The sequence below is a fragment of the Herbidospora solisilvae genome (assembly GCF_009901565.1).
GTDB lineage: Bacteria > Actinomycetota > Actinomycetes > Streptosporangiales > Streptosporangiaceae > Herbidospora > Herbidospora solisilvae.
The window spans coordinates 442284-461746 of the sequence record NZ_WXEW01000006.1; the positions used below are offsets into that span (position 1 = coordinate 442284).

Sequence of the window (19463 nt, forward strand, 5' to 3'; positions counted from 1 at the left end):
TGTCAGACGAGGGTGATGCCCCCGTCGACGGTCAGCACCATCCCGGTCGAGTAGTCCTGCGTCATCAGGTAGAGGTAGGCCTTCGCCACGTCCTCGACCTCGCCCACCCGCCCGGCCAGGCTCGTGTCGGCGATCTCCTGGTACATCTCCTCGACGTGCAGCGTGCCCTGCCACAGCGGTGATCTGATCACTCCGGGGGCGACGCAGTTCACCCGTACGGGCGCGAACTCCACCGCCAGCGCCTTCGTCAACGCCTCCAGGGCCCCCGAGATCGACGCCGGCCCCGCCCACCCGAACCCCGGCCGGTCTTTGGCCACCCCCGCCGTCACGGTGATGCTGCCCGAGTCGGGCATCCGGCCGCGTGCGGCCTTCGCGGCGGCCAGCGCGCCGAAGAAGCGGATCTGGAAGTACTCACGGGCCACCGCGATGTCCAGATGCTCGACCGGCGAGATGTAGAGGGGTTCGCCGGCGGTGTAGATGAGATGGTCGAGCCGCCCGATCCGGCCGATGACGTCCTCGATGGCGTCGGGGTCGCTGAAGTCGGCGACGTCCCCCCAGGCGGAGTCGGGCAACTCCTCGAGGGTGCGGCGCACGTTCTCCTCACGCGAGGACACCACGACGACCTCGGCCCCGTGCGCCGCCGCGATCCGGGCGGCCCCGAGTCCGATGCCGGAGGTGCCCCCGAGGAGAACGACCCGTTGCCCGTCCAGTTCCATCTGCATCCCCCTTGACCTGCGCACCCTCGGTTTCTGTCATACCCAGCGGGCAGAATCCGCCTATGAGCAAACCACCAGTCGTATCACCTGAAGAGTGGCAACTTGCCCGCGATAACCTCCTGAAAGCGGAAAAGGAGGCCACAAGGGCGGAAGACGCCCTCGCCGCCCAGCGCCGCCGCCTTCCCATGACCGAGTTCCGCAGCGACTACGTCTTCGAGGGCCCCGACGGCCCCCGAACGCTCCTCGACCTCTTCGAGGGCCGCGACCAGCTGATCGTCTACCAGTTCATGGACAACGGCCCGCGCCACTTCTGCCCCGGCTGCACCAAGTTCACCGACAACGTCCCGGCAGGCGCGCTCGCGTCCCTGGCCGAGAAGGGCGTGAGCTGGGCGACGATCTCCAACATGCCGCTGCAGCAGATCGAGGCCTACAAGGCCGAACGCGGCTGGACCCTGCCGTTCCTGTCGTCGAACGGCACGACGTTCTCCGACGACTGCGGGGCGGGGAGAGGCTTCATGCTGAGCGTCTTCCTCCGCGACGGAGACCGCGTCTACCGGACCTACAACACGACGTCGCGAGGGGTCGACCGCCTGGTCTTCACCCACAACTTCCTCGACCTGACACCATGGGGCCGCCAGGAGGACTGGGAGGACTCGCCGGTGGGCTGGCCCCAGTACCCGACCTACGGCTGACCCACGCCGCCAGAGGCCCTGCCCGGGATTTACTTGATGCACCCCTATGGCACGTACGGTGATCGACCAAGGCGCCGGGCACGTCAGACAAGAAAGACATGGTCGACAGCGCGCTGCGCGAAGTTCTGGAGACCCGTCGCAGGGCCCTGGCGTTGGCACGACTCCGAGAGTCGGCGAAGGAAGGCGCATTCGACCTCGAACTCTTCGAGAACAAGCGGAACTTTCGCCGGTGAAACCCGCGTAGTTTCTCATCGACACCAGCGCACCGGCCCGCTTCATGGCCGGTGACGTCGAACGCCACGGCTGGGATCAGGCCGCCGCCGGCCTGATCGCCACTCGAGTTCTTCTACAACGCCCGCTCCATCGCCGACCGTCAGCGAGGGATCGACTTTGCGACAGGTCTTCGGTCAGCCCCCCGTCGACGACCGCTCCTGCAAGATCCAGGAAGAACTGACCAGGCGCGGCGGCACCACAGCGCGGGCCCGGTCGATCTGGTCGTCGCGGCGGCGGCCGAGATCCAAGGAGGACCCTGCTCCACTGCGACCGCCACTTCGGATGCATCGCGGCCGTCACCGGTCAGGCCACGGCCCCTCGACCGGTAAATGAGACGGGCGCGATAAACAGTTCGCCCCCGCCGTTTCGAACGGCTACGGTTTTCGACATCGGCAGGCCGCTCCACTGAAAGCGAGAAAGGACGATTCCATGAGTCACGAAGCCATCAGCCTTCGCTCGGAGGAATCGCTTCTCCTGCGGCATCGGCGTGTCCCCCGCTGAAACAGCGGAAACGACCACGAAGCCGCCAGGGAGAACCCGGCGGCTTTCTCATTCTCGTCGGGAATTCATGACGATCGCACGTCCGTAGCCCAACGGGAGAGGCGCCGGCCCGAGATGCCGGAGGTCGCGGGTTCGAATCCCGCCGGACGTACCAGGCCGCTCTAGCCCAACGGCAGGAGGCACCGTGCTCAGGACACGGGCAGTCGGGGTTCGAATCCCCGGGGCGGCACGCAGGAAAACGCAGGGCCCGTTGGTCTAGTGGTTAGGACGCCTGACTCTCACTCAGGAGATCACCGGTTCGAATCCGGTACGGGTCACGACAGGCACGCCCCGTTGGTCTAGCGGTCAGGACGCTCGGCTTTCACCCGAGAGAACGCCGGTTCGAATCCGGTACGGGGTACACACTGGCTCCCATGAACGGCACCATCGACAAGATCGCCTGGATCTGCCTCCGCGACGGGAGGATCCTCGGCGTCCGGTCCCACGGCAAGGACGCCTACTACGTCCCCGGCGGCAAGCGCGAACCCGGGGAGAGCGACCTCGACACGCTGGTCAGGGAGGTCCGCGAGGAGCTCACCGTGACGATCCTGCCGGCCACGGCCGCCCTGGTCGGCGTCTTCGAGGCGCCGGCCCACGGTCGCGCCGACGGCGCCACCGTGCAGATCACCTGCTACACCGCCGGCCACGAGGGCGAGCCGGCGCCGGGCGGCGAGATCGCCGAGCTGGCCTGGCTGGCCTACGCCGACCGCGACCGGGTCTCCCCCGCCAACCAGGCCGTCTTCGACCACCTGCACCGGACCGGCCTCCTCCGGTAATCGTAAGGACTATTGCCCGACAGTCCCTGTTACGAGTTGATGTCGCCCCTTGACCCCTCCGAAAGGCCGTCCTATGGTCCTCAGAAAGTTAGGAAGACTTACTAACTTGCCGTGCACGGTGACCGTACCCCCATAACGCCTGGTCATAGGAGGCACCACGTGCGCTCTCTCCCCCTCGCGGCAGCCGGCCTGCTGGCCCTGACGCTGACCGCGTGCACCGCGGGCACCACGGCCCCGCCAGCCCTCGGCGCCAGACCCACGACCACCTCGACCGAGCCCGCCGCCCTGCCCGCCGCCACGCTGGAGTTGTGGCACGGCTTCTCGACCGACGTCGAGACCAAGGCGTTCGAGGACGCCATCGCGGGCTTCACCACGAAGTTCCCGCAGATCAAGGTGGTCGCGAAGAAGGGCATCCAGGACGCCCAGATCACCCAGGCGATCAGGGGTGGCCAGGCGCCCGACGTGGCGGCGTCGTTCACCACCGACAACGTCGCCCAGTGGTGCAAGAGCGGGGCCTTCCAGGACCTCACGCCCGTCATCGCCCAGGACGGCATCGACCTGAACGTGCTCCCGGCGGCGGCGCGGTCGTACACGGAGTTCGAGGGCAGGCGGTGCACGATGCCGCTGCTCGCCGACGCCTACGGCCTCTACTACAACAAGGCCCTGATGAAGGGCGAGCCGCCGCCGAAGACGCTCTCGGAGCTGACCGAGCTGACCAAGAAGCTCACCGTCCGCGACGCCGAGGGGAACATCGAGGTCGCCGGGTTCATCCCGAGCTTCCAGTACTACGAGAACTCCCCCAGCCACCTCGGGCCGATGGTCGGCGCGAAGTGGTACAACGACGACGGCACCTCGGCCATCGGCTCCGACCCGGCCTGGAAGCAGCTGCTCCAGTGGCAGAAGGAGCTCGTCGACTGGTACGGCTACGACAAGCTGGAGAAGTTCCGCAAGGGCCTGGGCGACGAGTGGGGCGCCGAGCACCCCTTCTTCGAGGGCAAGGTCGCGATGGTCCTCGACGGCGAGTGGCGCAACGCCATGATCGCCGCCGACCCCGAGGCCAAGGACCTGGACTACGGCACCGCGCCGCTGCCCGTCGCCGACGACAAGCCCGACCTCTACGGCAGCGGCTTCACCGCCGGCACCGTCATCGGCGTGCCGAAGGGCGCCAAGCACCCGCAGCAGGCCTGGGAGCTGGTCAAATATCTGACCACCGACACCCAGTCGCTGGTGACGCTGTCGAACGCGCTGCGCAACGTGCCCACCACCAAGGCCGCCATGGACCATCCCGACCTGGCCAAGGACGAGCGGTTCGCCACCTTCCTCGACATCTTCGCCCACCCGAAGACCTCGACCCTGCCCGCGAACGTCAACAGCGTCTTCAACCAGGACGCCTTCTCCACCTTCCTGATCGAGTGGGAGAAGGGCGCGGTCAAGGACCTGGACGCCGGCCTCGCCGGGGTCGACAAGCGGATCGACGACAAGATGAAGTTGTCCGGAGGCTGATCGATGGCCTTCACCCGCCGGGAGGGCGCCCGCGCCCTCCTGTGGCTCTCCCCCTGGCTCGTCGGCATCGCGGTCTTCTTCGTCTATCCGCTGGCCTCCACGGTGTACTTCTCCTTCCACCGCTACGACCTGTTCACGCTGGAGTTCATCGGCCTGGACAACTGGCGTTACGCCTTCTCCGACCCGCGCCTGCTGCAGTCGGGGCTCAACACCCTGTGGCTGGTGGTGTTCATGGTTCCGGCGCAGGTGCTCTTCGCGCTGGGTGTGGCGCAGCTGCTGACCAAGATCAAAAGCGGTTCCGGCGTCCTGCGCACGCTGTTCTACCTGCCGTCGCTGGTGCCGACGGTGGCGGGCACGGTCGCCTTCGTCTACCTGCTGAACCCGGCCACCGGCCCGGTCAACCAGGTCCTCGCCTGGATCGGGATCACCGGCCCCGACTGGTTCGGCAGCGCGGCGTGGGCCAAGCCCAGCCTGACCCTGCTGGCCCTGTGGGGCGCGGGCAACACAGTGATGATCTTCCTGGCCGCGCTGCTCGACGTACCGAGGCATCTGTACGAGGCCGCCGCCATCGACGGCGCGGGGGCATGGCGGCAGTTCCGGAACATCACGCTACCGGTCATCTCCCCGGTGCTGATGTTCTCGGCCGTCACCGGCGTGATCTACGCCGTGCAGTACTTCACCCAGGCGATGATCGCCTCCCGGGTCGCCTCGGGCGCGACCGACTCGGCCGGCAGCACGTTCACCCCCGGCTACCCCGACGGCGCGCTGCTCACGCTGCCCCAGCACCTGTTCCACACCGGTTTCCGCGACTGGTCGATGGGCCTGGCCTGCGTGTACGCCATCATGCTGTTCGCCGTCTCGATGGTGTTCACCCTGGTGCTGCTGCGCCAGTTCAACCGGGCGGAGGCGACCTCGTGACGCGCCGCCGCGGCCTGGTCTGGATCGCCCAGCACGCCATCGCCATCGCCCTGGCGCTGATGTTCCTCGGCCCGGTCGTCTTCATCGTGCTCACCGCGCTCATGACCGACGAACAGGCCCTCACCAGCCGCCTGTGGCCCGACCAGTGGAACTGGCACAACTTCGCGGAGGTGTTCGCCCGCTCCGAACTGCTCACCTGGACGGCCAACACCTTCATGTACGCCTCCCTGGCGACGATCTTCATGCTGGCGTCGTCGATCCCGGCGGCGTACGCGCTGTCGCGCTTCCGGTTCCGGGGCGGCAAGGCGGCGTTCCTCGTGGTGATCAGCGCCATGATGCTGCCGCCGCAGGTGGTCGCGGTGCCGATCTACCTGGTGTGGGCGCGGCTCGGGCTGACCGACACCCTGTGGCCGCTGATCCTGCCGATGTTGTTCGGCGACGCCTTCTCGATCTTCCTGCTGCGCCAGTTCCTCATCACGATCCCCCGCGACTACACCGACGCGGCGCGCGTCGACGGCTGCTCCGACGTGCGCATCCTGTTCACCGTCATCCTGCCGATGGCCCGCCCGGCGATCGCCGCGGTGGCGCTGTTCTCGTTCTTCTACTGCTGGAACGACTACTACGGGCCGCTGCTGTACGCCGGTGTCGACCAGGAGGGCTGGACCCTGTCGCTGGGGCTGGCCACCTTCAAGGCCTTCCACAGCGTGCAGTGGAACCTGACCATGGCGGCGACCCTGCTGGTCACCGCGCCGGTGATCGTCCTCTTCCTCTTCGCCCAGAAGGTCTTCATCGAGGGCGTCACGCTGACGGGAGTGAAGGGGTGAGGACGGTGCTCGCGGTCGACGGGGGCAACAGCAAGACCGACCTCGCCCTGGTCGCCGAGGACGGCACGGTGCTCGCCGCCACGCGCACCGGCCCCTTCCTCCCGCAGAGCGCGGGCGTCGCGGCCGCCGTCGACGTGGTCGACCGGGCCGCCCGCGACCTGCTCGGCGGCGTCCCGCCCTACGCCGACGTGCTGGCCGCCTACCTGGCCGGGGCCGACCTCCCGGCCGAGGAGGAGGCGCTGCGCGCGGAGTTCCTGCGGCGCGGGTGCGCCAAGGAGGTGGACGTCGCCAACGACGTCTTCGCGGTGCTGCGCGCCGGGGCATCGCGGCCGTGGGGCGTCGCGGTGGTGTGCGGGGCCGGCATCAACGCCGTCGGCGTCGCCCCGTCGGGCGAGGTGGCGCGGTTCCCGGCGCTCGGCCGGCGGAGCGGCGACTGGGGCGGCGGCGAGGAACTGGCCGACTGGATCCTGTGGCACGCCTCCCGGATGGAGGACGGCCGCGGCCCGGCGACCGCGCTGGCCGACCTGGTCGTCGGCCACTTCGGCACGGCCACCGTCGAAGAAGTGGTGCTGTCACTGCATTTCGGCGATTTGTCCCCGGCTAGGCTGCATGAGCTCGTCCCGGGCCTGTTCACCGTCGCGGCCGGCGGCGACCCGGTGGCCAGGGAGGTGGTCAGCCGCCAGGCCCAGGAGGTCGCCGTGATGGCGCGCGTCTGCCTCGAACGGCTGAACCTCTTGGACGTCGCCACCGAGGTCGTGCTCGGCGGCAGCGTGCTGACGGCGCGGGACCCGTACACGCACCACCTGATCGAAACCGCGATCGGCGCGGGCGCACCACGCGCCACGGTCGTGGTCGGCACCCTCCCCCCGGTCGCGGGCGCCGCCCTGGCCGGACTGGACCTGCTCCACGCGGACGAGTCCGCGCGCATCCGAGTTCGTGAACACTTCAGGAGGAGCGAATGACCAGGCTGTTCCCCGCCGCCCTCGCGCTGGCGCTGGCGACGTCGATGGGCGCCGCCCCGGCATGGGCCGACGTCACCCCCGCCCACGTGCGGGTGGACCAGGTGGGCTTCCTGCCGGGCGAGAGCAAGCACGCCTATCTGATGACGAGCGGCTCCGGCGGCCGCTTCGCCGTGGTCGACCACCGCGGCCGGACCGTGCTCACCGGTCACGCGGGGGCCGACCGGGGCGCCTGGAACAGCGGTTACCCTCACGTCTACGACCTCGACGTCTCGAAGCTGCGCACCCCTGGCCGCTACCGGATCAAGGCCGGCGGCACCACCTCGGCCGAGTTCCAGATCGCCCCCAAGCACAACCCGGCCACCGACATCCTGGGCTTCTTCGGCCTCCAGCGCGACACCACCCACCACAACGACCGGGCGGCGTCCGTCTACGACTGGCCGACGTTCACCGGCCCCGACACCGACCAGATCAAGGGCGAGCTCACCAAGGTCGGCGGCCCGGTCGACGTGGAGGGCGGCTGGTTCGACGCGGGCGACTACCTGAAGTTCACCCACATCCTGTCGTACGTCGACACCCTCCTGTGGGCGGCCCAGCGCGACGGGAAGGTGCACACCCCGGCGCTGCGCGACGAGGCGGCCCACGGCCTGAAGTACCTCGACAAGATGTGGGACGAGAACTCGAAGACCCTCTACATCCAGGTCGGCGTCGGCGCCGGCAACGAGGAGGGCACCTTCATCGGTGACCACGACATCTGGCGCCTCCCCCAGGCCGACGACGTCGACACCGCCGAGGGCCACCAGTTCATCCGCAACCGCCCGGTGTTCCGCGCCGCCGCCCCCGGCCACCCGGTCAGCCCCAACCTCGCCGGCCGCACCGCCGCCGCCTTCGCCCTGGCCGCCCAGCTGGAACCCGACCGCAGGAAGGCCGCCCACCTGCTGGACCAGGCCGCCTCGGTCTACGCGATGGCCAAGACCGAAGACGTCGGACAACTCGTGACCTCGTTGCCGCACGCCTTCTACCCCGAGAGCGTCTGGCGCGACGACATGGAGCTCGGCGCCACCCAGATGACCCTGGCCGCCCAGCGCCTGCGCGACCCGAGGGCCGCCAAGTGGCTGGCCGACGCCGCTCGCTGGGCCCGCGGCTACCTCGACGAGGACCAGGGCGACACCCTCAACCTGTACGACGTCAGCGCCCTCGCCCACACCGACCTGGTCACCGCCATGAGGGCCGCCCGCGCCAGCGGCCTGGCCGTCTCGGAGGCCGACCTGATCGCCGGCCTGAAGGCCCAGCTCGACATCGGCACGGCCCGCGCCGCCAAGGACCCGTTCCGCGCCGGCGCCCAGCACGACGAGTTCGACTCCGTCCCGCACGCCTTCGGCCTGGCCGCCACCACCCACCTCTACCGCAAGGTCACCGGCGACCGCTCCTACGACGCCTTCGGCACCCAGCAGCGCAACTGGAGCCTGGGCGCCAACCCGTGGGGCGTCTCCTTCGTGGCCGGCGCGGGCGCCAACTCCATCGCCTGCCCGCACCACCAGATCGCCAACATCACCGGCAAGCCCGCCAAGGGCGCGGTCGTGAACGGCCCCAACAGCGCCGACCTCTTCGAGGACGGCCTCGGCGGCCACTTCGACGAGATGCCCCCCTGCCCGCCCAACGGCGTCGACGTCTACCACGAGTTCACCGGCCACGGCAGCCGCTTCGTCGACGACGTCCGCTCCTGGCAGGCCTCCGAACCGGCCGACGATTTCGCCGCGATCGCGCTGTACGCTTTGACCCTCACATCGTCATGATCATCGCCGCGGAGATGAAGTGAAGCCTCCCCTTCACGGGACCCCCAGCCTGATGCGCGCGATCAACGAAGGCCGGGCCCTGCGGGTCCTGCTCGAACGCGGCCCGCTGACCCGTCCCGAGATCGGCGAGCTCACCGGCCTCTCCAAACCGACGGCCTTCCAGCTCCTGGCCCGCCTCCAAGAGGCGGGCCTGGTGGTCGCCGACGGCATCCGCGCCGGCCAGCCCGGCCCGACGGCCGAGATCTACCGCATCAACCCCGACGCGGCGTATGTGGCGGCCCTGGACGTGACGCACGACCGCATCAGCGCCCAGATCGCCGACCTCACCGGCACGATCAGGGGCGAACACACCATCACCCTGACCGAAGGAGTGCGCGCCCCGCTGGTCGACCGCCTGAGGGCGGCGATCGACGCGGCCGGACCCCCCGGCCCCCTGCGCCGGATCGTGATCGGCGTCCAGGGCGCCGTCGACCCCACCACCGGCCTGCTGTCCTACGCCACCGACGAGGACCTGCCCGGCTGGCGCATCCCCGACCTGCTCCCGACGCTGCGCGAAGGCCTGGGCACGGAAGTCGACGTGGAGAACGACGTCAACCTCGTGGCCCTGGCCGAACAGGCCCACGGCGCGGCCACCGACTTCTCCGACTTCGTCCTGCTGTGGGCCGACGAGGGCCTCGGCTCGGCCCTGGTCATAGGGGGCCGCCTGCACCGGGGCTTCTTCGGCGGCGCGGGCGAAGTGGGCTACATGCCCACACCGGGCGTAACCACCGCCCGCGACGGCGGCCGCTTCGGCCACCACGGCTACCAGGCCCTGGTGGGCGGCCCAGCGGTCCACGACCTGCTGCGCACCTACGGCGTGGAGGCCCCCGACTTCCGCCGCGCCGTGTCCGCCGCGGTCACCCTGGCCGAGGGCACCGACCGCGCGGCGGAAGAGGCCCGCGCGGGCCTGCGCCTGGTGGCCTCACGGCTGGCGGTGGGCCTGGCGGCCATCGCCTCGGTCGTCGACCCGGGGTTGGTCGTACTGACGGGCGACCTGCCAGCGGCGGGCGGGGAACTGCTGCGCGACCTGGTCGAACGGGAGCTGCACGCGCTGACGCACTCACGGCCGCAGGTGCGGTTGTCGGCGCTGGAGGGGAATCCGGTGCTGGCGGGGGCGCTGGAGCTGGGGCTGACGGTGGTTAGAGAGGAACTGTTCGAGGGCGTGCTTGTGAGCCGCTCGTAGGCCATCTGGAGCCCGTTGTCCACCTCGCGCCCGTCTCACAGACCGGTTCCCTCAAGGGGATCATGAGACAGCTCTTGATCGATATCGGCGTCCAGATCCGCGCGTAACTCGTCAACATCAAGCGCGCCGGCACCAGCGAAGATCGCCAATGCCTCGCCCACCGGAACGGCACGCCGACGCGTGATCGGGCCAACATCGGCAAGCGGCTCACCATTGATCGTCATACAAGCCACTCCCTGAGTCGCTGACGAAATGCGCGGAGGCCGATTCGATTCATAGAAGCGAGATTTCCAGAGAACGCGGGGCCATTCGCCGGAGACCGCAACTGGGCGGCGGCCGGCGTTACCCCACGCGGCCTCGGGTCAGTCTGCGGCTTGCGTCCGTATCTCCGCGAGCCGTTCGATCACGGTCTCGGCGAGCTCGCGAAATTCGGCGCGACATTTCTGCACATAGGTCTGTGTGCTGCCGATGGCCCCGTCTGCCGCTTTGAGATCGAACATCGGCTTGCGGGCGTCGTGGGCAAGGGGCATCAGGCTTTGGTAGTTCCGTAGCGTCGCGATCTCATGCGACCGATGATCGGATCGCCGTTCATCGAGCACCGATTCGGCGAAAACCGAGGGAATGCGCTCCAGCCAGCGCCGGTAGGCCTTGACAGGCCGGTCCAGACGCATGGTCGGCTGCATGATCACATAGCCGAGAGGCCGCATGTCACCAGAAGGAGCGGGGATCGTCTTCGGCACCCTCGGCGACACGGTCTGCTGCCAGGTGGAGCGCCACGCTCGCAAAGTGGGACCGAGGTTTCGCAGACCCCGAAGAGAGAACAGGTCCGCGGCAAGAGGCATCAGTACACTGTCCGCCGCAAGGAGTGCGGCCCGGTTGATGGCGCCCAAGTTAGGCCCGACGTCGATAAGGACGATGTCGGCATTCACCTTGCGGGCGGCGTCATCGATGATCCGGTAGAAGGCCGTGGTCGTCCGGATGGCGGCGGGATCACCCGTGAAGCAGTTCGGCCAGGCGGCGGAGAGCTTGTCTTCGAACGCGCTCAGTTCAAGGTCTCCCGGGACGAGCCAGAGACCATCGGTGATACTGATCGGCGCGTGAAAGGCGACGTCACCGAGACCTTCCATGATCGGTCTCACCGCGGCCGCGACCGTCCCGGCATCCCGGGTGACCCTGGGAAAGAGCACGTTGATAAGAGTCTGCTGCGTCGTGCCCCAAGCTGAGATCTCCGGTTCCCCCCAGAGCGTGGCGAGTTCCGGCTCGTCCAGGAACGCAGAAGTCAGGTTGGCCTGTGGGTCCAGATCCACGGCCAGCACTCGACGCCCAAGGCGCTGAAGCATGTGGGCCAGATGGTAGGTGAGCGTCGTCTTGCCGACGCCTCCCTTGTTGTTGAAGAGCGCCACCGAGATCATTTTGCTCTCCTCAACGTCACCGACCACGACGATTCGTCGACGACGAACTCCGCGGGAGGATTGCCGTTGGCCTCCAGCGACGCCTGTATCCGGCCGATCCCCCGCCCGAACCGGTTGACGTAGCCCAGTGATTTCATCGCCGCAGCGAGCGACGGGTTCCGGTAGTCACTGACCCTGTCGAAGTTGTCGGCGCGCACCTGCCCGTAAGGTCCACCCGGGTTGGTGATCTCGATACGGTCGGCGAACCAGAGGACACGCACGGGCGCGTAGGAAGTCTCATAGTTGCGGTGCATGACGGCGTTCATGCAGGCCTCGCGCAGCGCGGCGAGTGGGTAGTCGGGCCGCTGCACTTCCCGGAAGCCCTGGTCGTCCACCACCTGGGTGTGCAGGTGACCGCGGAACAGCGCGTCAAGACGACCGCCCAGGTCGACTATGTTGGACCGCAGTTCTTGGTCGTCAGCGATCGCGGCTTCCAGGCCCAGGCCGTCATACCGCACGAACTGCAGGTAGGCGCCCGGGATGAAACCACCCGGGTTGAACCCGAGAACGAGCAACCCCAGCACAGTCGGCGTGGCCGTCAGGTCAGCCATGCGCAGGCTCGCGAGTTGGTGCTCTTGCGGACGTCCGTTCTCCTCGATGACATCGGCAGAGACTACGGACGGCAGGTAGGTGGACCGGAACAGCACCAGATCGAGGTCCTCCAACGTGCTGCCCGGTACGCTCCGCCCGTCGAACGGACCGTCGAGGGATCGACGGCGCTCGGCCAGCACCCGCTCATCCTCCCGGGTTGCCCTGCGTGTCGTCGGCCCCGGCCGCACCCAGACGACGCCGTCATATCGCACGGGCGGAGTCGCCGAAGCCTTCACGTGAATCCGGATCACCGGCCGGCTCTTGTACGTGGCCCTCTCCACGGTCATCGACGGCCGGTCCAGGATCTGGCCGCTGTCGCGGTATTCAGTCAGCCTCAGCAGTTCCCGATCACTGGTGTCCAAGACGAGAACCGGCTCACCGTGATCATCCACTCCGATGAGCAGGTCCCCACCGCCACGCCCGCACAGATCGTTGGCGAGCGCGCAGATCGCCTGGCCGATCTTGTCGCGACTGGACGCGGACAGCTTGAACTCCAGAACGGTGCTCTCTCTGTCACCAAGCTCGTCAACGAGATCAGTCGTCATGCCAGTCATTGTGCCGCCCAGCCACAGTCCACCGGATCAAAGAGCCCCGTTTCCTGGGCCAGCCCCGCCGGATTGGCTCGAAGCAGACAACGTGGGATTGGCCGGACTCGGCTTCGCGCCCGGCCAGGCAAAAGAGCGGAGTCCAGAAGCCAGGGTTCCACGAGCCTCCGCGGAACCTGACCCAGACCATATGGTCAAGGCCCGGTACCGGCATCACCTCAGCTTCGACGTTCCGCACTGGAGTCGACAGTCTCACCGGAGTCCGTGCCGAAGAAGCCCACGCTCTCCACTGAAAGCATGATCATCTGTATGCCGGAGGTTAGCGCATGGAGACGGAACCTAGGTATGCACTCCGCACCCACATATTGAGATGCCCAAAGAGAGAAGAACCACCAAAAATCCCGCCAAACTCCAGGCCTGCCCCTAAACACACGCGAGCGAAGCGAGCACGACCCGAGCGAAGCGAGGCCTGTCCAGGGAGCGCGAGGGGCGGAGCCCTTCGCCAGGGAGCGACAGCGACCCCGGAGCAAAGCGACGCAAGGGGCGCGAAAGCGCACCAGGGGGAGCGCGAGGGGGCGAAGCCCTCTCGTATCGGGGGGTTCGGGGGGTCGTCCCCCCGTCTGCACAACGGCGAAATGGCCCATGGCAGCCGCCCCGAAGGGGCGTCAACCATGGGCCATCCATTTCGCCAGTGGAGGTGGCGGGAATCGAACCCGCGTCCTTCAGCACCGAGTCAGGGCTTCTCCGGGCGCAGCCTGTTTAACGTTTTCTCAGCCCCGGCGCTCTCACAGGCGAGTCGCCGACGGGCTCATCCGCTGTTTGATTTCCCACCTTCCCCCGCGGCCGGCGAAGATGGTGGAGCCTCCTAGCGATGCCAGATCCCGGGCCGGAGGCGGACCCGGGCTGACACGGTTTAACTCGTCTGCTTAGGCAGCGAGAGCCAGGGAACCCTGGCTAACCGAAGTGGCCTTGGTATTGGCACTTATTTGTTCGCGGACACAGTGTTAGCGAGGTTATGTCCGCCGTCCTCGGCCCGCTTCCCCTGGCTTGTAATGCCAAAGTCGAAACCGGTCACCCCCTGTGCAGTTGTCAAACCCGTCCGCGCAAGCGTCCGGACACCGCAACTTTACCCGTACAACCACCCCGCCGCGAACACGTATTCCCTCATGGCGCGAGCGCGCCGAAGAACGACCCGGCCACGGCGGGGGCGGCACCGGGCACGCCGGTCTCGACCATGACGGCGATGGCGATGTCGCCCTGCCAGCCGACGAACCAGGAAAGCTGGCGGCGCTGCTTCTTCTCGGTGAAGCCGACGTGGGAGGCGACGCCGTAGACCTCGGCCCCGGCGACCGAGGCGGCCTTGGCGGAGCCGCTGGTCACTCCGGCCCGCATGAGGGTGCGGAGCGTGGCGACGCGCCCGGGGTCGAGGTTGACCGGCTTGGGCGGGGCGGCGGGGGTGACGACCTCGGAGCTGACGTCGGGCAGGGCGGGGCTGCTGACGAGGACGGGCGGGCGCCAGGTGCCCGACTGGACGGCCGCGGCGACCAGGGCCATCGCGAGGGGGCTGACCTGGACGCTGGTGCCGGCGATGACCTTGGCACGGGTGGCGTCGGTGGCGGGGGCGGGGACGTGGCCGCTGTGGCCGGGGAGTGGAAGGGTCCAGTCGGCGCCGATGCCGAACTGCTGGGCGCTGAGGAGCAGGTCGTCGCTCTTGACCATGCGGGCCAGGGAGGCCAGGGCGGTGACGCAGCCGTGGGCGAAGTCGGCCTCGAAGGTGGGGGCGGCGGCGGTGACGCCGACCTGCTGGAAGCGGGCGCCGCCCACGGTACGGTCGGCGGTGCAGGGGATCTTCGCCTGGGTGTCGAGGTCGTTCTTGAGCAGCGCGTCGGTGGAGACGATGGAGAACGCCGTGCCGGGCGGGAACTTGCCGGCGAGGGCGTCTTTCTGCTGGTGGAGGCCCTTGGTCGCGATGGCGCGGATCTCACCGGTGGAGGCCTGGACGGCCACCAGCGCGGCCGGCTGGGAACCGGCGACGGCCAGGTCGGCGGCCTGCTGCATGGCGGTGTCGAGGGTGGTGCGGACCGGGGTGTTCTTGCGGCCGGGCCACGACTTGAGCTCCTTGACCTGCTCCCACGTCTTGGTGTCGAGGATGACGACACGGGTCTCGGTGGAGCCGGTGAGCTGGTCCTGGTAGGCCTTCTGGAGGCCGTCGCGGCCGACGGTGTCACCGGCCCGCTGGGGGCCGCCGAGCTGCTGCTCGCTCTCGGGGGTGACGGCGTTGACGCGGCCGACGATCTGGGCGGGCGACTTGGGGGCGACCGGCGGGTGGACCTCGGCGATGGTGAGACCGGTGATCGCCTTGAGCTTGGGGGCCAGCTCGCGGTACTTGTTCGGGCCGAAGGTGGCGAGCTGGACCGCGTCGGTCGGCGGAGCCGACAGGATGCGGCTGAGCAGGCGGTCCTGCGCGAACCCGGTGATCTTGGAGAGCTCCTCGCAGACCTTGGCCGGGTCGGTCAGGTTGGCGGGGATCACTTGGGCGACGAACTGGGTGTCGTCTTCCTGGAGGGTGTCGCCGTTGCGGTCGATGATCGGCTGGCGGCCCTCGGGGTCGATCTTCACGGCGAGCCGCTGGCCCTCGTGGAGGTCGGGGTGGACGACCTCGGGCGACCAGTGCACCTTCCACCGGCCGTCGATCAGCCGCAGCGGGAGCACGCTGTCGTACTCCCACAGCGGGTTGTTCTCGCCCAGGTTGACCTCGGCGGAGAAGTCGGCCGACGCCGTGTCGCCCTCGCGGTTGATGGTGCCGAGCGCGAAGCGGATCGAGGCGGCGTCGAGGTGGAGGCTGGCGTCGCCGAGCGCCTTCACCACGGTGGCGGGGTCGGCGTCGGCCCGGCGGGCGGCCATCTCGTAGTCGCCGGTCTGCCAGCCGACGAGAAAGTCGCGGATCGCCTCGTGGGGGGACGGCTCCTCGAAGCAGGCGGTCAGGCCGGGCGCCAGAAGCGCCAGCGTGAGCGCCAACCGAAGGGGACGACGGGCGGTCACGGCCTAGCGGCCCCCTTTGCGCCGGATCGCGCTCGACATGGCCCGCTGCATATCCCGGTTGTCCTGCTTCTCACGGAGGGTCTGGCGCTTGTCGTAGTCCTTCTTACCGCGGGCGATGCCGACCTCGATCTTGGCCCGGCCGTCTTTGAAGTAGAGGGCCAGGGGGATCAGGGTGAGGCCCTTCTCCTTCAGCGTCGCGTGGATCTTGCCGATCTCCTTGCGGTGCAGGAGCAGCTTGCGCTTGCGCTTGGAGGCGTGGTTCGTCCAGGTGCCCTGGGCGTATTCGGGGATGTGGACGTTGTAGAGCCACGCCTCGTCCTCCTCGACGGCGGCGAAGCCGTCGGTGAGGTTGGCGCGGCCCTCGCGCAGTGACTTCACCTCGGTGCCGGTCAGGACCAGACCGGCCTCGTAGGTGTCTTCGATGAAGTATTCGTGACGGGCACGTTTGTTCTGGGCGATGACCTTGCGCCCGGTCTCACGAGGCATGGCAAGAGCCTACCGGCGGCTCGTCACACCCGCAGATAGCGGCGGAGCGTGATGAACGAGGCGAGGATACAGATGATCACGCCGATGGCCATCGTGCCGGAGATGATCCCGGCGACGGTGTTCCAGCCGAGGGCCTCCGGGATGAAGTTCTGGATGCTGTCGAAGATCAGCAGCTTGCTGGTGATCAGCATGACGGCGGCCAGGACACCGCCGATCAGGCCGGCGATGACACCCTCGAGGACGAACGGCAACTGGATGTAGACGTTGGAGGCGCCCACCAGCCGCATGATGCCGGTCTCGCGGCGGCGGTTGAAGGCCGACAGCCGGACCGTGTTGCCGATCAGCAGGGTGGCGGCGAAGACCATCGCGAAGGCGACCGACAGGGCCATCCACTGGAGCTTGTCCATGAAGCCGAAGTAGCTGTCGAGCAGCTGGCGCTGGTTGACGATGTTGGAGACGCCGGCCTGGCCGGTCAGCTCCTCGGTCACCGCCGCCGACTGGTCGGGGTCCCCCAGCTTGACCCGGAACGACTCCGGCATGTCCTCGACCTTGAGGAAGGAGGCGAACACGTTGTTCGACTGGTTGTCGAGGAAGTTCTTGTAGGCCGTGGCGGAGTCTTCGAAGATCACCTCTTCGACCTGCGGCATGCCCTTGATGACGGCCTCGAGAGCCGTCTTCTGCTCCTCGGAGATGCCCTTCTTGTCCGTGCACGGCTCGAAGGGGGAGTTCTCCTTGCACAGGTAGACCGAGAGCTCGACCTTGTCGGACCAGTAGCTGGTCATGCTCGAGACCTGTGAGTTGATCATCAGCCCGATGCCGAGCAGCGCCATGCCGACGGCAACGGTCACGATGACCGCGATGGTCATCGTGAGGTTGCGACGGAGGCCGATCCAGACCTCGGAGAAGATGAAATTCGCCCGCATGCTTCCTTCTTAGTAAGCCTGGCCGTAGACACCCCGCGACTGGTCGCGGACGATCTTGCCATCCTCCAGCTCCACCACACGCTTGCGCATGGAGTCCACGATGGCGGCGTCGTGCGTCGCCATGAGGACGGTGGTGCCGGTCCTGTTGATGCGGTCGAGCACCTTCATGATGCCGATGCTCGTCGCGGGGTCGATGTTTCCCGTCGGCTCGTCGGCCAGCAGGATCATCGGTCGGTTGACGAAGGCCCGCGCCATGGCCACCCGCTGCTGCTCGCCGCCCGACAGCTCGTCGGGCATGCGGTGGGCCTTACCTTCGAGGCCGACCAGCTCGATGACCTCGGGGACGACCTTGCGGATGAAACGGCGCGGCTTGCCGATGACCTCAAGGGCGAACGCCACGTTCTCGTAGACGTTCTTGTTGGGCAGCAGCCGGAAGTCCTGGAAGACGCATCCGATGCGGCGCCGGAGGTGGGGCACCTTGAAGTTGGACAGCTTGGAGAGGTCCTTGCCGGCGACGTGGATCGCGCCGGAGTTGGGCCGCTCCTCTTTGAGGACCAGGCGGAGGAACGTCGACTTTCCCGAACCCGACGGCCCCACGAGGAACACGAACTCGCCCTTGTCGACATCGACCGAGACATGGTCGAGCGCGGGGCGATTCTGGTTCACATAGACCTTGGTGACATTATCGAAATGGATCACGGGCGCATCACGGCATGCCAGTCTAGGGGGCGGGGGACATCCATACCGGAGTGCGCCGGTCTCTTTGCTCCAGATCGACTTCCGGTTGGACCAGAGCTCAGTCTAGGGGTAACACTGGCATGGAACGTCCATAACGGAAACAAAACGATTAGGGCATAGGTAAAGGGCCGATGAGCTGCGAACACTTGGTATGCGCCGCGTGCGCCGCACCTGTGGTGGAGGGTCGCTGCCCCTCCTGCCGTGCCGCCAGGGAGAAGATGCACCAGCACGGATTCCTGGGATTGCCACCTCTTCTGGTGGCCCTTGTGATAGTGCTCGCCCTCGCCCTGACGGCGCTGAAGGTCGCCTACAGCTGACCTATTCCTGGCCCGACTCCTGGCGGCGCATCCAGCGGATCTCGCCTTCGATGAACCCGTCGAGGTCGCCGTCGAGCACCGCCGTCGGGTTGCCGGCCTCGACCCCCGTGCGCAGGTCTTTGACGATCTGGTAGGGGTGCAGCACGTAGTTGCGGATCTGGGTGCCCCAGGAGCTGGTGGACTCGCCGCGCAGCTCGCTCATCGCGGCGGCCTCCTCCTGCCGCTTGCGCTCCAGGAGCTTGGCCTGGAGGACGGCCATCGCCGAAGCGCGGTTCTGCAGCTGCGACCGCTCGTTCTGGCACGACACCACGATGCCCGTCGGCAGGTGGGTGATGCGCACCGCCGAGTCGGTGGTGTTGACGCCCTGGCCGCCGGGGCCCGACGACCGGTAGACGTCGACCCGCAGGTCGTCTTCGTTGATGTCGATGTGGTCGGTCTGCTCGACCACGGGCACGATGTCGACCCCGGCGAAGGAGGTCTGGCGGCGGCCCTGGTTGTCGAAGGGGCTGATGCGGACCAGCCGGTGGGTGCCGTGCTCGCCGCGCAGGGTGCCGTAGGCGTAGGGCGCCTTGACCGTGAAGGTGGCGCTCTTGATACCGGCCTCTTCGGCGTAGGAGGTGTCGTAGACCTCGGTGCCGTAGCCCTTGCGCTCGGCCCAGCGCAGGTACATGCGCAGCAGCATCTCGGCCCAGTCGGCCGCGTCGACGCCGCCGGCCTGGGAGTTGATCGTCACCAGGGCCTCGCGGGCGTCGTATTCGCCGGACAGGAGGGTGCGGACCTCCATGGCGCCGATGTCGGTCCGCAGGGAGGCCAGTTCCTTGTCGGCCTCGGCCAGCGTGTCGTCGTCGCCCTCTTCTGCGGCCAGTTCGTAGAGGACCTTGAGGTCTTCCAGCCGGGAGGCCAGCCCTTCGACCCGGTTCACCTCGCCCTGGAGGTGGGAGAGCTTGCTCGTGACCTTCTGGGCGGCTTCGGGGTCGTTCCACAGGTCGGGTGCCGCGGCCTGTTCGCCCAGCTCGGCGATCTGCTTGCGCAGGCTGTCGAGGTCGAGCACGTCCTGAATGCTGTTCAGGGTGCCGGTAAGCTCGTTGATCTCTTCTGCTGGATCGATGGCTGCCACGTTTCTAAAGGGTACGCGAACACCGGACCGACTC

At 68.0% G+C, this 19463-nt stretch carries 17 protein-coding genes, 4 tRNA genes and 1 other RNA gene; 12 read left to right on the forward strand and 10 right to left on the reverse strand.

Annotated elements, in window-relative coordinates:
• Positions 1 to 2: 2 nt before the first annotated feature.
• The gene (locus GT755_RS22070) at positions 3 to 722 is read right to left on the reverse strand and encodes an SDR family oxidoreductase (protein WP_161481546.1); all 720 of its coding nucleotides are present in this window, start codon (positions 720 to 722) and stop codon (positions 3 to 5) included.
• 56 nt (positions 723 to 778) lie between these two features.
• Between GT755_RS22070 and GT755_RS22075 the strand changes: the two genes are divergently transcribed.
• The 12 genes from GT755_RS22075 (at position 779) to GT755_RS22140 (ending at position 10219) form a co-directional block, all read left to right on the forward strand.
• Positions 779 to 1408, forward strand: coding sequence for a DUF899 domain-containing protein (locus tag GT755_RS22075; protein ID WP_161481547.1), 630 nt, complete (start codon positions 779 to 781; stop codon positions 1406 to 1408).
• Positions 1409 to 2260: 852 nt separating this feature from the next.
• A tRNA-Leu gene (locus tag GT755_RS22090) sits at positions 2261 to 2336 on the forward strand.
• A gap of 1 nt (position 2337) precedes the next feature.
• A tRNA-Leu gene (locus GT755_RS22095) sits at positions 2338 to 2411 on the forward strand.
• Positions 2412 to 2426: 15 nt separating this feature from the next.
• Positions 2427 to 2499 (forward strand) — tRNA-Glu (locus GT755_RS22100).
• 10 nt (positions 2500 to 2509) lie between these two features.
• Positions 2510 to 2582: transfer RNA gene (locus tag GT755_RS22105), tRNA-Glu, on the forward strand.
• A gap of 13 nt (positions 2583 to 2595) precedes the next feature.
• Positions 2596 to 2997 carry an NUDIX hydrolase gene (locus tag GT755_RS22110; protein ID WP_161481548.1) on the forward strand — a complete coding sequence of 134 codons (402 nt, stop codon included), beginning with the start codon at positions 2596 to 2598 and terminating at the stop codon, positions 2995 to 2997.
• A 159-nt stretch (positions 2998 to 3156) separates the two neighbouring features.
• Entirely contained in the window at positions 3157 to 4500 is a 1344-nt protein-coding gene (locus GT755_RS22115) for an extracellular solute-binding protein (RefSeq protein WP_161481549.1), read from the forward strand.
• A 3-nt stretch (positions 4501 to 4503) separates the two neighbouring features.
• Complete coding sequence (locus GT755_RS22120) at positions 4504 to 5418, forward strand: carbohydrate ABC transporter permease (RefSeq protein WP_161481550.1); 915 nt, start codon at positions 4504 to 4506, stop codon at positions 5416 to 5418.
• Positions 5415 to 6242 carry a carbohydrate ABC transporter permease gene (locus GT755_RS22125; RefSeq protein ID WP_285589558.1) on the forward strand — a complete coding sequence of 276 codons (828 nt, stop codon included), beginning with the start codon at positions 5415 to 5417 and terminating at the stop codon, positions 6240 to 6242. Before GT755_RS22120 ends, GT755_RS22125 begins: the two co-directional genes overlap by 4 nt.
• Positions 6239 to 7204 carry an N-acetylglucosamine kinase gene (locus GT755_RS22130; protein ID WP_161481551.1) on the forward strand — a complete coding sequence of 322 codons (966 nt, stop codon included), beginning with the start codon at positions 6239 to 6241 and terminating at the stop codon, positions 7202 to 7204. Before GT755_RS22125 ends, GT755_RS22130 begins: the two co-directional genes overlap by 4 nt.
• Positions 7201 to 8997 carry a glycoside hydrolase family 9 protein gene (locus GT755_RS22135; protein WP_161481552.1) on the forward strand — a complete coding sequence of 599 codons (1797 nt, stop codon included), beginning with the start codon at positions 7201 to 7203 and terminating at the stop codon, positions 8995 to 8997. The genes GT755_RS22130 and GT755_RS22135 overlap by 4 nt, the downstream gene beginning before the upstream one ends.
• Positions 8998 to 9016: 19 nt before the next feature.
• The gene (locus GT755_RS22140) at positions 9017 to 10219 is read left to right on the forward strand and encodes an ROK family transcriptional regulator (RefSeq protein WP_328794456.1); all 1203 of its coding nucleotides are present in this window, start codon (positions 9017 to 9019) and stop codon (positions 10217 to 10219) included.
• A 35-nt stretch (positions 10220 to 10254) separates the two neighbouring features.
• On the opposite strand, the gene GT755_RS22145 is transcribed toward GT755_RS22140, so the two are convergent.
• The 9 genes from GT755_RS22145 to prfB all read right to left on the reverse strand — a co-directional run bounded on the left by GT755_RS22145 (position 10255) and on the right by prfB (position 19429).
• Positions 10255 to 10443, reverse strand: coding sequence for a hypothetical protein (locus tag GT755_RS22145; RefSeq protein ID WP_161481553.1), 189 nt, complete (start codon positions 10441 to 10443; stop codon positions 10255 to 10257).
• 138 nt (positions 10444 to 10581) lie between these two features.
• Positions 10582 to 11631, reverse strand: coding sequence for a ParA family protein (locus GT755_RS22150; protein ID WP_161481554.1), 1050 nt, complete (start codon positions 11629 to 11631; stop codon positions 10582 to 10584).
• A complete protein-coding gene (locus tag GT755_RS22155) occupies positions 11628 to 12806 on the reverse strand; it encodes an ATP-binding protein (RefSeq protein WP_161481555.1) in 1179 nt (392 codons plus the stop codon). Before GT755_RS22155 ends, GT755_RS22150 begins: the two co-directional genes overlap by 4 nt.
• A 689-nt stretch (positions 12807 to 13495) precedes the next feature.
• Positions 13496 to 13885, reverse strand: a transfer-messenger RNA (tmRNA) gene (gene ssrA, locus GT755_RS22160).
• Between the two features lie 85 nt (positions 13886 to 13970).
• A complete protein-coding gene (locus GT755_RS22165; RefSeq protein ID WP_161481556.1) occupies positions 13971 to 15848 on the reverse strand; it encodes a penicillin-binding transpeptidase domain-containing protein in 1878 nt (625 codons plus the stop codon).
• Between the two features lie 3 nt (positions 15849 to 15851).
• Positions 15852 to 16334, reverse strand: coding sequence for an SsrA-binding protein SmpB (smpB, locus tag GT755_RS22170; RefSeq protein ID WP_030451216.1), 483 nt, complete (start codon positions 16332 to 16334; stop codon positions 15852 to 15854).
• A 23-nt stretch (positions 16335 to 16357) separates the two neighbouring features.
• Positions 16358 to 17257: a permease-like cell division protein FtsX gene (ftsX, locus tag GT755_RS22175; protein ID WP_161481557.1), complete on the reverse strand. Its 900-nt coding sequence runs from the start codon at positions 17255 to 17257 to the stop codon at positions 16358 to 16360.
• 9 nt (positions 17258 to 17266) lie between these two features.
• Positions 17267 to 17956, reverse strand: coding sequence for a cell division ATP-binding protein FtsE (gene ftsE / locus GT755_RS22180; RefSeq protein ID WP_030451218.1), 690 nt, complete (start codon positions 17954 to 17956; stop codon positions 17267 to 17269).
• Positions 17957 to 18313: 357 nt separating this feature from the next.
• Positions 18314 to 19429, reverse strand: coding sequence for a peptide chain release factor 2 (gene prfB / locus GT755_RS22190; RefSeq protein ID WP_161481558.1), 1116 nt, complete (start codon positions 19427 to 19429; stop codon positions 18314 to 18316).
• Between the last annotated feature and the right edge of the window lie 34 nt (positions 19430 to 19463).

What these genes read in the sequence shown, in the direction of transcription:
- GT755_RS22070 (WP_161481546.1), bottom strand. Translation starts at nt 722, where the DNA reads ATGCAGATGGAACTGGACGGGCAACGGGTCGTTCTCCTCGGGGGCACC.
- GT755_RS22075 (WP_161481547.1), top strand. Translation starts at nt 779, where the DNA reads ATGAGCAAACCACCAGTCGTATCACCTGAAGAGTGGCAACTTGCCCGC.
- GT755_RS22110 (WP_161481548.1), top strand. Translation starts at nt 2,596, where the DNA reads ATGAACGGCACCATCGACAAGATCGCCTGGATCTGCCTCCGCGACGGG.
- GT755_RS22120 (WP_161481550.1), top strand. Translation starts at nt 4,504, where the DNA reads ATGGCCTTCACCCGCCGGGAGGGCGCCCGCGCCCTCCTGTGGCTCTCC.
- GT755_RS22135 (WP_161481552.1), top strand. Translation starts at nt 7,201, where the DNA reads ATGACCAGGCTGTTCCCCGCCGCCCTCGCGCTGGCGCTGGCGACGTCG.
- GT755_RS22145 (WP_161481553.1), bottom strand. Translation starts at nt 10,443, where the DNA reads ATGACGATCAATGGTGAGCCGCTTGCCGATGTTGGCCCGATCACGCGT.
- GT755_RS22150 (WP_161481554.1), bottom strand. Translation starts at nt 11,631, where the DNA reads ATGATCTCGGTGGCGCTCTTCAACAACAAGGGAGGCGTCGGCAAGACG.
- GT755_RS22155 (WP_161481555.1), bottom strand. Translation starts at nt 12,806, where the DNA reads ATGACGACTGATCTCGTTGACGAGCTTGGTGACAGAGAGAGCACCGTT.
- smpB (WP_030451216.1), bottom strand. Translation starts at nt 16,334, where the DNA reads ATGCCTCGTGAGACCGGGCGCAAGGTCATCGCCCAGAACAAACGTGCC.
- ftsX (WP_161481557.1), bottom strand. Translation starts at nt 17,257, where the DNA reads ATGCGGGCGAATTTCATCTTCTCCGAGGTCTGGATCGGCCTCCGTCGC.